The sequence below is a fragment of the Arthrobacter sp. SLBN-100 genome (genome assembly GCF_006715305.1).
Classification (GTDB): Bacteria; Actinomycetota; Actinomycetes; order Actinomycetales; family Micrococcaceae; genus Arthrobacter.
The window spans coordinates 889,490-903,702 of sequence record NZ_VFMY01000001.1 but is presented as its reverse complement, the minus strand read 5'-3'; the positions used below and the strand labels follow the sequence as shown (position 1 = coordinate 903,702).

16 protein-coding genes and 1 riboswitch are annotated in these 14,213 nt (G+C 65.9%); of the genes, 10 read left to right on the top strand and 6 right to left on the bottom strand.

Annotation, left to right across the window (positions count from 1 at the left end; all coding sequences use genetic code 11):
- Nucleotides 1-65: 65 nt before the first annotated feature.
- From FBY31_RS04210 to FBY31_RS04190, 5 genes are all read right to left on the bottom strand, one after another.
- Nucleotides 66-1,358 (bottom strand): extracellular solute-binding protein, encoded by a 1,293-nt coding sequence (locus FBY31_RS04210; protein WP_142037297.1) that lies wholly within the window; start codon nt 1,356-1,358, stop codon nt 66-68.
- A 151-nt stretch (nt 1,359-1,509) separates the two neighbouring features.
- Complete coding sequence (locus FBY31_RS04205; protein ID WP_142037294.1) at nt 1,510-2,532, bottom strand: LacI family DNA-binding transcriptional regulator; 1,023 nt, start codon at nt 2,530-2,532, stop codon at nt 1,510-1,512.
- Between the two features lie 114 nt (nt 2,533-2,646).
- Nucleotides 2,647-3,177, bottom strand: a complete 531-nt coding sequence (locus tag FBY31_RS04200) for a DUF2087 domain-containing protein (protein WP_142037291.1) — start codon at nt 3,175-3,177, stop codon at nt 2,647-2,649.
- A gap of 10 nt (nt 3,178-3,187) precedes the next feature.
- Nucleotides 3,188-4,069, bottom strand: coding sequence for an HNH endonuclease (locus FBY31_RS04195; protein ID WP_142037288.1), 882 nt, complete (start codon nt 4,067-4,069; stop codon nt 3,188-3,190).
- 77 nt (nt 4,070-4,146) lie between these two features.
- Nucleotides 4,147-5,007, bottom strand: coding sequence for a universal stress protein (locus tag FBY31_RS04190; RefSeq protein ID WP_142037285.1), 861 nt, complete (start codon nt 5,005-5,007; stop codon nt 4,147-4,149).
- A 176-nt stretch (nt 5,008-5,183) separates the two neighbouring features.
- Here FBY31_RS04190 and FBY31_RS04185 point away from each other — a divergent pair, with 176 nt between their 5' ends.
- From FBY31_RS04185 to FBY31_RS04165, 5 genes are all read left to right on the top strand, one after another.
- Nucleotides 5,184-5,402 (top strand): hypothetical protein, encoded by a 219-nt coding sequence (locus tag FBY31_RS04185; RefSeq protein WP_235012925.1) that lies wholly within the window; start codon nt 5,184-5,186, stop codon nt 5,400-5,402.
- A gap of 155 nt (nt 5,403-5,557) precedes the next feature.
- Nucleotides 5,558-5,989, top strand: coding sequence for a hypothetical protein (locus tag FBY31_RS04180; RefSeq protein WP_142037282.1), 432 nt, complete (start codon nt 5,558-5,560; stop codon nt 5,987-5,989).
- Nucleotides 5,990-6,147: 158 nt separating this feature from the next.
- Complete coding sequence (locus FBY31_RS04175) at nt 6,148-6,333, top strand: hypothetical protein (RefSeq protein WP_142037279.1); 186 nt, start codon at nt 6,148-6,150, stop codon at nt 6,331-6,333.
- A 69-nt stretch (nt 6,334-6,402) separates the two neighbouring features.
- A complete protein-coding gene (locus tag FBY31_RS04170) occupies nt 6,403-7,401 on the top strand; it encodes a ribonuclease Z (RefSeq protein ID WP_142037276.1) in 999 nt (332 codons plus the stop codon).
- Nucleotides 7,402-7,438: 37 nt separating this feature from the next.
- The gene (locus tag FBY31_RS04165; protein ID WP_142037273.1) at nt 7,439-8,914 is read left to right on the top strand and encodes a protein adenylyltransferase SelO; all 1,476 of its coding nucleotides are present in this window, start codon (nt 7,439-7,441) and stop codon (nt 8,912-8,914) included.
- A 117-nt stretch (nt 8,915-9,031) separates the two neighbouring features.
- On the opposite strand, the gene FBY31_RS04160 is transcribed toward FBY31_RS04165, so the two are convergent.
- The gene (locus FBY31_RS04160; RefSeq protein WP_142037270.1) at nt 9,032-9,892 is read right to left on the bottom strand and encodes a LysM peptidoglycan-binding domain-containing protein; all 861 of its coding nucleotides are present in this window, start codon (nt 9,890-9,892) and stop codon (nt 9,032-9,034) included.
- Between the two features lie 3 nt (nt 9,893-9,895).
- Nucleotides 9,896-10,068, bottom strand: a riboswitch (cyclic di-AMP (ydaO/yuaA leader).
- A 298-nt stretch (nt 10,069-10,366) separates the two neighbouring features.
- On the opposite strand from FBY31_RS04160, the gene FBY31_RS04155 reads away from it, so the two are divergent.
- The 5 genes from FBY31_RS04155 to FBY31_RS04135 all read left to right on the top strand — a co-directional run bounded on the left by FBY31_RS04155 (nt 10,367) and on the right by FBY31_RS04135 (nt 14,161).
- A complete protein-coding gene (locus FBY31_RS04155; RefSeq protein ID WP_142037267.1) occupies nt 10,367-11,341 on the top strand; it encodes a dienelactone hydrolase family protein in 975 nt (324 codons plus the stop codon).
- 105 nt (nt 11,342-11,446) lie between these two features.
- A complete protein-coding gene (locus FBY31_RS04150) occupies nt 11,447-12,790 on the top strand; it encodes a lytic transglycosylase domain-containing protein (protein ID WP_142037264.1) in 1,344 nt (447 codons plus the stop codon).
- A gap of 18 nt (nt 12,791-12,808) precedes the next feature.
- The gene (locus FBY31_RS04145) at nt 12,809-13,168 is read left to right on the top strand and encodes a TraR/DksA family transcriptional regulator (protein WP_142037261.1); all 360 of its coding nucleotides are present in this window, start codon (nt 12,809-12,811) and stop codon (nt 13,166-13,168) included.
- Entirely contained in the window at nt 13,165-13,734 is a 570-nt protein-coding gene (locus FBY31_RS04140) for a DNA alkylation repair protein (protein ID WP_142037258.1), read from the top strand. Before FBY31_RS04145 ends, FBY31_RS04140 begins: the two co-directional genes overlap by 4 nt.
- Entirely contained in the window at nt 13,718-14,161 is a 444-nt protein-coding gene (locus tag FBY31_RS04135; RefSeq protein WP_142037255.1) for a DUF1810 domain-containing protein, read from the top strand. The genes FBY31_RS04140 and FBY31_RS04135 overlap by 17 nt, the downstream gene beginning before the upstream one ends.
- Nucleotides 14,162-14,213 lie beyond the last annotated feature (52 nt).

Genomic DNA, 14,213 nt, shown 5'->3' with positions numbered 1-14,213 from the left:
TTCGTAGATCGGGCTGCCGGCGGGCCGTCACGCGGTTGCTTGCGGCGGCCCTCCGGCGGCGCCGGCTAGTTTTTGTAGCCGCCGTTGGACTTGATGTTGGCGTCGATCGCCTTCACGGCGTTATCCAGCGTGGACTTGGCGTCGGCCCCGTTGAGGATGTCCTGCACGGCCTTGCCGTACTCAGTGGCGATGAACGGGTAGGCAGGGGTTTCCGGCCGCATCACGGCGTACTTGCGGGAGAAGTCCATAAAGATCCGGTTGGCGCCGCCTTCGGCGAAGGCCGGAATCTGCGCGGCTGCCTCTTCGCTGGCGGGAATGGCGCCGGTAACCTTGGCCACGGCGGCGATGTTTTCCGGCTTCAGTGAGTAGGAGAGGTAGTCCATGGCTGCCTCGGAGTCACCGCAGCCGCTGGTCACACCCCACTGCCAGGAGGCGCCGCCGATTTTTGGACCCTCGCCGAGGTCAACGGGAGGCATGACCACGAGGTCGTCCCCGAGGGCAGCCTTGGCCTTATCCCCGGCCCAGGAGCCGGTGTAGACGATGGCGCTCTTGTTGTTCAGGAAGTCCTGGGTGGAATCCTTGCCGCTCTTTTTGGCCATAAAGCCCTGGTCCGCCAGGCCGCGGAACCAGTTGGCCCACTGCACCGCCTTGTCGCCGTTCAGTTCGCCATCGGCGCTCTGGAAGCCCTCTCTGTTGACCAGGTCCCCGCCGAAGGACTGGAGGAAGGGGGAGTAGGCGTACGGAAGCCATTCACCGGTACCGGCAGTGCCCAGGTCCAGTGGGTGCTCCCACTTGCCGAGGGCCTTCAGTTTGGCGAGGGCGTCCTGGAACTCTTCCTTGGTCCAGGGCTGTTCGATGGTGGCAACCCGGACCCCCGCGGCTTTCAGGTCCGAGGCGCGCGCCATCATGGCGAGGGCTACGTCGTAGTACCCCACGGCGTAGGGCTTCCCATCCCATTGAGCCACCGTGCTGGGGAGGTGCTTGGAAAGGTCGGTGCCCACTTCGAGGGGCTTCAGGTAGCCGGCCCAGGCCCAGTTGGGTACGTTTGGGCCGTCAATGTCCACAATGCAGGGGAGGTTGCCTGCCGCGGCTGCGGAGACCACCGAGTCGTTGTACGAGTCCTGGGGGAAGGCCTGGACCTTGACCTTCACTTTGTCCTGGCTGCCGTTGTAGGAGTCAACGATCTTTTGCACTGCGCCCAGCTCTTCCGGGTTGCCGGCGTTATGCGTCCACAGGGCAATCTCGCCGGATCCTTCAGTGGAAGAGGAGGCGCTGCCCTTGCCGCAGCCGGCGAGGGTGGCGGTGAGGGCGACGGCGGCTATGCTGGTCGCCAGGACCTTGGTGAGCTTGGTGTTCATGGGTCAGTCTTTCTGCTTGGAATGGTGGAGCGATTGACGAAGGTCCTGCTGGGAACGCGGCCGCTGCAACGGCTGCGTTCCCGTTCTTTTAAGGGACGTGCGTAGTGGTTTGGGCTTTATTGGTCGCGGTTGCCGGCCGCGGCCCTGCTAGTCAGTCTTTGGGTGGCGCGACGGAATCCCGCTCAACAAGCGGGCAGGCTACCTTTTCGTGAACCCTGGTCGCGTCGGGATTTTCGAGCTCGTGAAGGAGTTTCAGGACAGCCCACCGGCCCATCTCGTAGTGGGGGAGTGCCATCGTGGACAGGCCCGGCCAGAGGCCGTCGGCGATGAGCTCGAGGTTGTCCACCCCGACAATCGAAATGTCGGCCGGGATCTTCAGGCCGAGATGGTCGGCCGCCTGGTAAGCGCCCATGGCCATTTGGTCGTTGAAGCAGAAAACCGCGGTGGGCCGTTCTGCGGTAGCCAGCAGCTTCAGTGCCGCTTCCCGTCCGCCGGCCGTGCTTGGATTGCTGGTAACCAGGGAAGCCGCGGGCAACTGCAGGCCGTGGCGGGCCAGCCCTGCCCGGAAGCCTTCCAGGCGTCCGTGCGCGGCGGGGATGTCGTCCTCATTGTTGATCATGGCGATGCGCCGGTGGCCTGCCCGGACAAGGAGTTCGGCGGCGGACTCACCGGCGCCGAACTCATCCGGCACCACTGAGGACAGCCCCGGGTTGTCCGTGGTGGCGTCCAGCACGATGGTGGGCATTGATTGCAGCTCCGCAGGAACGGACACCTGCTGGTTGTACATCCGGGCGTAGATGACGCCGTCCACTTGGTGCTGCTGCAGTGCCCGGATTTCCTGCCGCTCAAGTTCGTTGTCGAGGCCGGAGTTGACCACTATCAGCAGATGCCCGTGTTCGGAGGCCGCGTCCTGGGCGCCCTGGATCATGGCACCGGCGAAAGGCGTGGTGGTGATCTCGTCGCTGACCAGGCCGATAATCTGGGAGCGCTGGTTGCGCAGTCCGCTTGCGAGCCTGTTCGGCGCGTAGCCGAGGTCGCCGGCCACGGCTTTGATGTGCTCAACGGTCCCGGCGTTAACCCGGGAGCTGTGCGCTTCGCTCAGGGCATGCGACACTGTGGTCACTGAGACGCCCGCGGCTTTCGCTACGTCCCGGATGTTCACCTTTGTCGCCATTGACTGCGTTCCTTTGCAAAACGTTTTGTATGTTGCTTGGATCACTATATGCAAAACGTTTTGCTACCGTCAAGAGGCAGCCGCACAATCGGCGCTCGATCAACGGGCAAGCGCTCAGCCTGGTGTTTCTTCCGGCCGGGAATAGGAGGAGCCTGAGGCTGTACGTTCCAGCAGGCCAAAATCGACCAGGTAGCGGCGCAGCAAGACAACATCATCGGTATAGCTGAGGAGCCGTTCGTTGACCTGTCTCTCGGTCAGGCGCTCGCCTGGTTTGATTGCCTCGCTGGCAATCCGGGCCAGGAGCACCCGCCGTTCGGCCATGTTGGCTGGATATCTCTCGATCTTCCCCAGCCGCATGTAGCGGTCCAGTCCGGTCCGGGCCTGGCGCCGCGGCTGCTGGGCAAGAAGGTCCCGGAAGATCGCTTCAGGGGCCACCAGCCCACCGGAAGCATTCTGTTCCAGGAGCCCCGAGTCAATCAACGCGGCGATGGCGCGGTTGCGCCGCTGATCCTTCAAGCCGGCAAGCACTTCCGGCAGCCGCGCGCCCAGGACAACTTGGGAGTATGCGGTCCGGGCGTCGCTGTTGGCGAGCGCAGCCAGCACCCGCCGCCAGTGCGGACCGCCATACCTCGTTCCCTTGGCCACGCTGTTTGCCTTAGCCCGGGTCCCTCAGGCTTTGCGGCCCCTCAAGGATCCGCCGCGCATCATCCTGGGCCTCGAGGGCAGCCTCGCTGACCACCTCGCCCCGCATGTGTCCGGCCGCGGAGATCATGTTCCGCAATTCCGAAACTGTCCGCGGCGATGCCACCCCGAGATGTGCCATCGCGTGGCAGTTCGGGCAGAGCGGCACAAGGTCAGCCACGGGGTCCAGTATGTACCCGCTCCGAAGCATTGCCGGCGGCACTACATGGTGCACCTCGATAAAACCAGTTCCGGCGTCGCCATAGGAAGCCTCGAAGGAGAAACCGCAGGCGGCGCAGGAGGTCCCGTGGAATGCCAGGCATACCCGGCGCGCGTCAGCGTCCCGCTCGTAACGGTTCACCTCAATCCTGGTGACAGCATCCGGCGGGCAGGCTCCCGGAACCAACCCAGCGTGACCGGCAGCCGCAGGCCCCTGCTCCCGCCACAGCCTCCGAAGGTCAGGCTCCGCTGAAGGTGGAACGGCAACCGGGCCCGCTGTTGCATCGTCCCAAAGTATCCCGGGAACGGCCGCGCTGAGGATGCCGGGACGTACCTGCTCGCCGAGGGGGAGCAGCACGTCGAACGCGATGACATGCCCGTCCCTGGCGTCGACGTCCTCAAGTCCCATGGACCCAACCGGAGGGAACACCACCGCCCCGTGGCCAATCAGGCCGCTCCCTGCCTCACTGCTGCCCCGCAGCAGGAGCCAAACCTCTGTCTCCGGCAAGATGTTCCGGCGGTGGCCAAGGTTCCACCGTTCCAGGACCCGGCCGGACTCCGCCACCTGGTCGACGGCGGCACGGTAGTCCCAGCGACTCCCTTCCTTTGGGTTCCACCCCAGAATTACTGCAGCCACCACTCACCATCCAGCCCGCGCCGTGTATCGGTTCAGCCTACGTGCTGGGGACTTGAGGTTGCCAGGGCAGCAGGTTGTCATCGGCTGGTGGAACCGTGGCGGGAAACAAGCACAGGCCCATGCGCATGGTGCAGGACGGCATGGGCGGTAGACCCGATCGTTTCCTTGACCAGTCCACGGCCCTTGCTGCCCACCACCAGCATCGCAGCGTCCCGGGAGGCCTCGAGAAGGGCATGGGGGACCGAAGAATCGGTCAGGAGCATTCCTTCAACCTGCACGGCAGGCGCATGAACGCGGGCAGATTCGACGGCGGCCCGCACGACCTCCCCGGCGGCAGCCGCGGCCTCCGCGTTATCACCGAAACGCCTGTACCCGGCAGGGATGTGCCGTACATGGACTACGACGAGGCTCGCGCGGGCTGCCGACGCCATGGTGCACGCATCCCTCAAAGGGGCGGGCGAACCCGATTCATCGACCGCCACTACCACTGGACCGTCCGGATGAAGATCAGAACGGATGACGGCAACCGGGCAGGAGGCGGTGGCCGCCAGCTCCAGGCTGACGGAACCGACTACCAGGCCCAGGAACCCGCCCAGCCCCCGGCTCCCCACAACAAGCATCTCCTGCCGCGCGGCTATCTGGACGAGGTGCTGGGCCGGGAGCCCGTGCAGCAGGGTGCATTCAACCTGCAGCCCGGGTGCTGAAGCCTTCGCCTGCTCAAGGCCTTCTTCGAGGACGGACTCGGCGGACCGTTCCAGGCCGCTCTCACTGACACCCGGAACAGGGCCAAGGTGCCTGGTCAAAAGCGGCCAGATGGAACAGTGCACCACATGCAGCACCAGACCCCGACGGCGTGCGTGCTGTGCTGCCCACCGGACCGCTACCGCAGCCTCCGCGGAACCGTCATAACCGGCCACGATGGCCCTTGACTCCTGCATGATTCATTTGTACGCCTCAACTGGCTGATCTTCAGCTCCTGTTGCGGCGGTTGTCCCAGCACCTGGCTTCTTCCTCCGCCGCGGCAGGGAGAGTACGCTGAAACAACCGTTAGGAAGTAAGCGGCCACCTTGTCAGGCTGGGTGCTGATCCCCCAGCATTCCCGGAGGGATGCCTTGTGGCACTGGACGCTGCAGCGGTTCTGGCGTTCATCGGCGGCTATATAGCGGCCGCAGTTGGAGTCTTTCTTCTTTATTCACCGGTCATTCTCCTCATGATCGGCCTGTTGTTGACCGCGGGCCTGCTGCAACTGCTGGCCTGGCCCTTTATTGTCCTGGTCCGCAAACTGCGCCGGAAGCCCGAACGCCCGCAAGACAATTCGTGGCTCCTGCACTGAACCGTGCGGCACCTGCGCGAGCCCAGCTGTGGCATGGCGGGGTCGCCGGGAGCGGCCTGCCTGCAGTTTGTCGGGGCCCGCCGGGTTCACACCGCACCCCATTCGTCAGTATGCTTACTATTGTTGGGAAAGCCGGTCACGAGAAAGGCAGCATCATGACGGAACAGAACTTGCCTGACGACGAGCTTGAGGTTGTCGAGGAAAACGACGTGCTCCTGGACGAAACGCCCGGCGCGGCTTCTTCCCTGGAGCTTGACCCCGTCACCAGCGGCGAGCCTGACAGCTACCCCGGAGCTGCGGAGAACAATCCGGACCGCTGGCAGGAGGATCCGCTGCTCCAGGACGAGGTCTCCGGGGAGGAAGAGGATTTCCTGAGCGACCAAACGCTGCGTGATGACGTGAAGGGCACCCGCGACGGCGCCGGCAACGAACAGGTGCCGGCGGCCACGCCGACCCTTGGTGAAGCGGTGGCGGACGTGGACTTCGGCGAAGAACCGACCGGCCTGGAAGCCGACGCCAGCGATGACCAGGAAAACTTTGGCGGGTCCCCGCTCAGTGAGTTCGAGCCCGACGACCTCGAGCGCTAGAACCAGGCAGCGTGAGCAGCACTGGAAGCCCGGTTCGCTGGAAGCCAGGTGCTTCACGAATAGGGGCCCCGGCCTCTGGCCGCGAGCCGAAGCCGGGCTAATATAATAAGCAGACTGATGAATGTCAGTTGGCAGGATCACGATTGAAGGAGTTTCACATGAACTTGGGAAGCATGATCAGGAACGCCGCTGGACGAGTTTCAGGCAGGAACGGCACCGGCGGGACAGTCCGGGGACGTGGAATGAACACTGCGGGCCGGGCGCGGAACGCCTCCGGCGCCATGGGCGCAAGGCCGGGCGGCGGCGTGGCCAACCGAATCATGGGAATGTTCAGGCGGCACTGAGCCATCAGGGCGAATCAGGAAGCAGGTCCCGGACATTTCCGGAACCTGCTTTTTGGTCCCGCCAATACCATGCGTGAACTCGCAGTCCTGGGCACGGCTTCCCAGGTTCCCACCCGGACCCGCAACCATAATGGCTATCTGCTGCGCTGGGACGGTGAAGGGCTGCTCTTCGATCCCGGCGAGGGAACGCAGCGCCAGATGATCCACGCCGGCGTCTCAGCCACCCAGATCACCCGCATCTGCCTCACCCACGTTCACGGCGACCACTGCTTCGGCCTGCCGGGGGTGCTGTCCCGCATGGCGCTGGACGGCGTGGCGCATCCGGTCCATCTCCACTACCCCGCGTCAGGCGAGGACGTGGTCCGCGCCCTCGTGTCCATCAGCTCGCCCGGCATAGACCTGAGGCTTCACCCCCATGGCGGTAGTGGAATGGTGGCCGAAGGGCTGGAGGTCCGGCCGCTGAAGCACCGCATTGAAACCTACGGCTACCGGCTGACAGAAGCGGATAGCCGCACCTTGCTGCCGGAGCGCCTGGCAGCAGCGGGCATCCGGGGCCCCGACGTCGGGCGGCTGCAGCGCGACGGTAGCGTGGCAGGCGTCCGCCTCGACGATGTGAGCATTCCCCGGCGCGGCCAGCGCTTCGCCTTTGTGATGGACACGGCGCCCTGCGAGGGGGCAGAAGGCCTGGCGGACGGCGTCGACCTCCTCGTCGCGGAATCCACCTTCAGCGACGACGACGCCGGACTAGCGGGCCAGTACCGCCACCTCACGGCAGGGCAGGCAGGTGACCTGGCTGGCGGCGCCGGCGCCAACACCCTCGTGCTGACGCACTTTTCGTCAAGGTACGTGGACGTCACCCCGCTGGCGGCCCAGGCCAGCGCACGTGCCGCACAAGTAAGGGTGGTAGCGGCACATGACCTGCAGCGGGTGCCTCTTCCGGAGCGCCGCCGCTGGCAGGACCCCGTGGTGCAGGACCCCGTGCCGCAGGGCGGGAACGGCCGCGGAATTATTGCCAAACCCGACCAAGGGGTGGAGAGTGAATTTGAGGGCGGTTCATCACATGGCTAACCGAGCGGAAAACAAACCACGAGGGAAGGCTTGAGCAATGACAGCTGCTGCTGAATCAACCGTCACCTTTGACGGGCGGTTTGCCCGGGAACTTTCGGAGCTTGCTGTTCCCTGGCAGGCAGAGGAAGCCCCGGACCCCAAGCTCCTTGTCCTCAATGAAGAATTGGCGGGCGAACTCGGGCTGGATCCGGAATACCTCCAGTCGCCGGAGGGGGTCCGGCTCCTCCTGGGGAACCACATTCCGGCGGGGGCGACGCCGGTGGCCCAGGCCTATGCCGGCCACCAGTTTGGCGGTTACTCCCCCCTCCTCGGCGACGGCCGCGCGCTTCTTCTTGGCGAGGTGACGGACGTACACGGGCGCCTGCGCGACATCCACCTCAAAGGGTCCGGCCGCACGCCCTTCGCCCGCGCAGGCGACGGACGTGCCGTCGTCGGGCCCATGCTGCGGGAGTACGTGGTGAGTGAGGCGATGAACGCACTGGGCATCCCCACCACGAGGTCCCTGGCTGTTACGGCCACCGGCCGCCCGGTCCGCCGCGATACCATGCTTCCTGGAGCAGTCCTGGCAAGGGTGGCCAGCAGCCATCTGCGGGTTGGAAGCTTCCAGTACGCTCGGGCCACCGAGAACATGGACCTCCTGCGGCGCCTCGCCGATCACGCCATTACACGGCACCACCCCGCCGCTGCCCTGGCCGAGAATCGCTACCTCGCCCTCTTTGAGGCCGTGGTAGCCGCCCAGGCGTCGCTGGTGGCCCGGTGGATGCTGGTGGGCTTCGTCCATGGCGTCATGAACACAGACAACATCACCATCTCCGGCGAAACCATCGACTACGGCCCCTGCGCGTTTATGGACGCCTTCAACCCGGCGGCCGTCTACAGCTCCATCGACGTCGGCGGCCGCTACGCCTACGCCAACCAGCCGGTGGTGGCCGAATGGAACCTCGCCCGCCTTGCCGAGGCAATGCTGCCGCTCATCAACGAAGACCAGGAACAGGCCGTAGCCCCCGCAGTGGAAGCCCTGGGCGCGTTCCGCCGCCAGTACAGTGACGCCTGGTTCGCCGGCATGAAAACCAAACTGGGCCTGAAGGAGAGTGCCGCCGGGAGCCCGGAGGCAGAAGAAGCATCGCAGGTGGTGGACGGCGTGATCGCCATACTCAAGGACGGGCCCGTGGACTACACCTCGTTCTTCCGGAATCTCGGCCACGCGGCGCGGGGAAACCAGCGGCCCGCCCGAGGCATGGTCCTGGACCTCGCGGCTTTCGACGCCTGGGCCGAACGGTGGCAGGCCCTGCAACCCGACGCCGGCCTGATGGACCAGGTCAACCCCGCCTACATTCCGCGCAACCACCTGGTGGAGGAGGCGCTCGCCGCAGCAACTGACGGCGACCTCGATCCATTTAACCGGCTCGTGGACGTTGTCCGTGCCCCATACCAGGAGCGCCCGGGGCTGGAGCGCTATGCCGAGGGAGCGCCGGAGGACTTCGGCAGTTACCAGACCTTCTGCGGCACCTGAGCTGACGGGACGTGCACAGCCGGCACCCGGCGGACGGGGTTGCAGCGAGCGCCAACAACGAAACAGGGGCGGCAGGCGGGGATAATCCCGCCTGCCGCCCCTGTCCGGGTGGTGTGGCTACGCTACGTGGACGAAGGAAGCGCCCCCGAGCCAGCTGATGGAGTGGACCTCGGTCTTGTAACCGTCCACGCCGCCGCTGACAACCTGGCCGTTGCCGGCGTACACGCCGACGTGGCCGGCGGTGATCACCAGGTCACCGGCAGCGGGGGTGCCCACAACGGAGCCGTACTGGAAGAACTGGCCGGGAGCCAGGTCGCCAACACTCTTACCCACCGAGCGCAGGGCCTTCTCCACCATGGCGGTGCAGTCCTGCTGGACGCCCACCTGGCCGTAGGCCGACGCCAGGATGGCAGCGCCCGCGCCCGAACCGGTGGCAGCTGCCGGAGCTGAAGCGTAGGACACGTTCACTCCAGTGTTGGCCGGAGCCGGGGCAGCGGCTGCCTGAACGGGTGCAGGAGCGGCGGCCGGAGCAGGAGCGGCGACGGGTGCCGGAGCAGCGGCCGGAGCAGCTGCAACATACCCGGCGCCCGGGATCTGAATCTGGTCGCCGGGGTAGATGATCGCGGAGATCGCCAGGGCGTTGGCCGACAGAACGTCATTGAGGCTGACGCCGTAGGCAGCCGAGATGGCACCCAAGGTGTCACCCGAAACCACAGTGTGCACGTTGGCGGCAGCTGCTGCGGGAGCAGCGACGGCAGCGGCGGGCGCAGTGTAAGCCTGGGTGTTAGTGGTCTCGGTGGTGTCCGGTCCGGTTACGCCTGCGTGGGCCGGGGCGCCCACACCGAAGGCAATGCCGGAAGCTGCTGCTACGGCGAGCGCCGGGCGGCCAAGCGACTTGGCTGATACAGCCAAGCCCTGGAGCGCGATTGAGCGGGCCGGAGTCGCGCGGTGACGGGCGGTGGTGGAATTTTTTGACACGGTTGATCGCCTCTCCCATGCCTGCGGGGTGAGCTGTCGGGTTCGGGTTGGAGATACCCGGCCGGGAGCGGCTCCGAACGGAACGGAGGGCGCTATCGACTTGACCCCAAGGCCTCTGAGGAGGCCGCGGAAATGTGGTTCCCCCGTCCCTGCCAGCTGGAAAGCGATTGAATCCCGGATCAGTGGCAGGGCTCGGCATACTGATGGGAATGTCCCGGTCTGGGAGGGACACCTGAAGACCATAGCCCGCACCGGGACCGATTGTCACGTTTGGGTAACATACGAGCGGCTTCTCTCGTATTTAGCAAATGATTGGATTCTTCCTACACCGGGCCTTGACCTCAGGAGATAGAAACGCCGTACGCCGCCAGGTGTTGTTTGTCACAAAGTAATAAAGCTCCGCCGGAATGGGGTGGCTGAATCTTGTCCGCGAGGGCAGAGGGTAGGAGGATGAGCGCACTCAGAGGAGGCCCCGTGACTCAGCTCGGCAAGTATGAGAAGTATCTGATCGAAGAATTCTTTGACGACTACCGCGCCGGGACTTTAAGCCACCGGACGTTCACCCGGCGGGTGGCCTTCATTACCGGCAGTATGGCGGCTGCCGCGGCCGCGATGCTGCTGGTCGGCTGCACGCCCAGTGAGATGCCCCGCAGCACCGACCCGATTCCCGCGCCCGAGGCCTCTGCGTCGACTGCCTCCGGAACGGCCGGTTCCGGTGCGGTGCCCGGGGCGAAAAGCCCGCTCTCCGTACCTGAGGGTGCTGCTGGAATGACGACGGCGACCGTCCAGTTTCCGTCCGGCGGAACCTCTGTCAGCGCCTACTTGGCCCGCCCGGAGTCGACCGGGCCCCGTCCTGCAGTGCTGATCTGCCACGAGAACCGTGGCCTGACACCCCACATCCAGGACGTGGCGCGACGCTTCGCGAAAGAGGGCTACGTGGCCCTTGCCCTGGACCTGCTGAGCCGGGAAGGCGGAACCGCCGGCATGGACCGCGATGCTGTTCCCGGCGCCCTCACCACGGCCGGGGCCCAGCGGCACATCGCCGACTTTGGAGCGGCACTGGAGTACCTCCGGGGCCAGGACTTCGTGGAGGGTGAACGAATTGCCATGACCGGTTACTGTTTCGGTGGCGGCATCACCTGGCAGGCAGCCACAGAGCTGGACGGGCTGAAGGCGACCTCGGCTTTTTATGGGCCCGCCCCTGACCTGGGCAAGGTGCCGGGGATCAAGCCTGCGGTCTTCGGTGTATATGCAGAGCTGGATCAACGCATCACGGGTGCCATGCCGGCGCTCAAGGATGCGCTCGCTGCCACCGACGTTGTCCATCAGCTCACTGTCTACCCCGGTGTGGGCCACGCGTTCCACAATGACACCGGTGACCAGTACAACGAGGCCCAGGCCACAGCCGCCTGGAAAGACACCCTCGCCTGGTTCAGCCAGCACCTCTGAAGTGCACCGTCCTGCCCGCCGGGAGGAAGCGGGAGGTCTCCGCTGCATAACGATGTCAGGACGCTGGCCTTCAACCAGAGGTTGAAGCCGGTAAACTTCCGGACTATGTCTCGGTTCGTTACAAAAGCCCGGTCCCTCCTGCCGGCGGCGCTTCTGGTGGCCCTGACCGCAATACTGGGGCTGGCACCGGCGGGCGCAGCGGAAAGCGACCCGACCGGCGATTACCCCTCCTGGGAGGATGTGCAGGAAGCAAAGCAGACCGAGGCTGGCAAGGCCGCTGAAATCAGCAGGATTGACGGCCTTTTGGGTGACCTGCAGGCCCAGTCCGAGTCCTTGGGTACAGCCGCCGTCCAGTCGGCAGCCGACTATGCTGTCACAGACTCTGCGCTGCAGAGTGCCAGCGCAAGAGTGGAGGCCCTCACCGCCCAGGTCTCACAGGCCAACGCCGATCTGTCCCGGCACCGGAAGGAACTTGGTGCCCTCGCGGCCCAGTCCTACAAAACCGGCGGCACCACCATGGGATTCTTCGTTGCCCTGGATGCGATCCAGGCCAACAGCATTCAGGGGCTCAACGTGGTGCAAATCGTCGGGGACAAAACGGCGGGGCTGGTCACAAAGGCCGAAGCCGGTGGCCGGATCGCATCCTCGTTGGCTGCCCAGGAAAGTGCTGCCAGAGCCGAACGTGAGCGGCTGTCCCTTGAAGCCAAGGCCAAGCTCGACGCCGCCCGGTCCGCGCAGGAGGCGATGGCGCGCCAGGTGGCGGAAAGCCGGCAGCGCAGCGAGGAGTTGACAGCCCAACTGGCCTCCCTCAAGGGCACGACGGCGGAAGTTGAGGGAGCCTACCGGCAGGGCCAGGCGGCACTTGCCGCTTATGAGGCAGCGCAGGCCGCCAAGCGCGCCGCAGCCGAAGAGCAGGCCCGGCAGCAGGCCGAAGCGGCAGCCAGGGCAGCCGCAGCGGCTGCCGTCCGACCGCCCGCTCCGCCCGTCCCCGCACCGGCAAATCGCGTACCCGACGACCCCGCACCCGGCAATCCGGCACCTAACAACCCGGCGCCGGCAAATCCTGCCCCCGCACCCGCCTTGCCCGTGGCACCCAGCCCGCCGCCCGTCGTCGTGCCCTCCGTTCCCGGCGGCGCCGTCAATGACCCGGCAGGCGCCAAAAGCTACGCCTCGGGCAGGCTGGGCTCGTACGGCTGGGGCCAGGACCAGTTCCTCTGCCTCGCCCAGCTCTGGACCAAGGAATCAAACTGGCTGACTACCGCCACGAACCCCTACTCCGGCGCCTATGGAATAGCCCAGGCACTTCCGCCCGGAAAATACTCCAGCGCCGGCAGTGACTGGCTCACCAGTTACCGGACCCAGATCGAATGGGGCCTGGGCTACATCCGCGGCCGCTACGGCTCTCCGTGCGGGGCCTGGAACCACTCGGCGGCCAACAACTGGTACTGACCCCGCTAGGCTTTTCCCATGCCTGACTTCGAACGGTTCCGGATCCTGCTCGAGGAGGAGCGGGCGCGGAAAGCGGCGTTGCTTCCGGCCCTCCGCGCCGACATCGCCTCGGCAAACTCCGCCCGCCAGGATTCGAACGTGGATGACGAACACGATCCGGAAGGCTCCACCATCGCCTTCGAACTGTCGCAGGCCTCGGCACTCCTGCAGCAAAGCAGCGCCGGACTGGACCAGGTGGAGGCGGCCCTCGCCAGGATCGCCGACGGCACCTACGGGACCTGCGCCGTCTGCGGGGAAGCTATCGCTGACGGCCGGCTGGAGGCGCGCCCCTGGACGCCGTTTTGCATCCGTCATGCGTCGGCAGGCCGGATCCGATGAGCAGCAGCGTCGATATTGTTGCAGCCGCTGCCGGGTTTGTTGACCGCACCCTGCAGAATGAGGGTGCCTGGTTCCGGGCGGACGACGTCGAGGGCCGGCTGGGCGGCGCGCTCACCTCCTACGGATCCTCCATCGGCGCCGTCCGGGGAACCATCCGTGATGCCCTGCGGAAGTACAAGGACCTCGATCACGACGCCGTGGTGCAGTTGGCCTCGGCGCTGTGGGGACAGCCGCGGCCTGGCTCCCGCGCGGTCTACGAGCGCCGGCTCGCCGCCATCGTGCTGCTGCAAACCAAGGCGGCGCTGCTGCGCCATTCGGACCTGACGCGGATCGAAAGCTTCCTCCGGTCCGCCGGAACCCGGGAGCTGGCTGACCCGCTGCTGGCCGACGTGGTGGCCCCATTCCTTGCGCGGCTCAATGGCCGCGACCGGCAGCGGGCCAACATTGTCCTTGCCCGGTGGCGGACAGACCCGGATACGCAGTTACGCAACGCAGCCGCTTTCCTCGAGCAGCAATCCACACCCGAAGCCCCACCACAAGGAGACACCCGTGAACGATCGCTATGACCTGGAACGCTTTGTTGCCGCGCAGGACAACGGCGGGATTTTTGACCAGGCGCTGGCCGAACTGCAATTGGGCAGCAAGTCCGGTCACTGGATGTGGTTCATTTTTCCGCAGCTCGCGGGCCTGGGCCACAGCGAGACATCCCGCCGCTACGCCATTAGCTCCCTCGAAGAAGCCAGGGAGTACCTGGACCACCCGGTATTGGGTCCGCGGCTGCTCGAGTGCGCCCAAGTCCTCACCGCCCATCCAGACCGCACCGCGGGGGACATTTTTGGCGGCGTCGACGCCCGGAAGCTGCACTCGTCCATGACGCTGTTCACGCGCGCAGCCCCGGGGGAAACCGTCTTCAAGACGGTCCTGGCGCGGTTCTTCGACGGCCAGCCCGACCCCGCCACCGACGATCTGCTCGCCGGCCGGGACGAAGACTAGCGCCGACGGCGGTGCCCCGCTCATCCAGCGCAAGGCACCGCCGTCGGCCGTC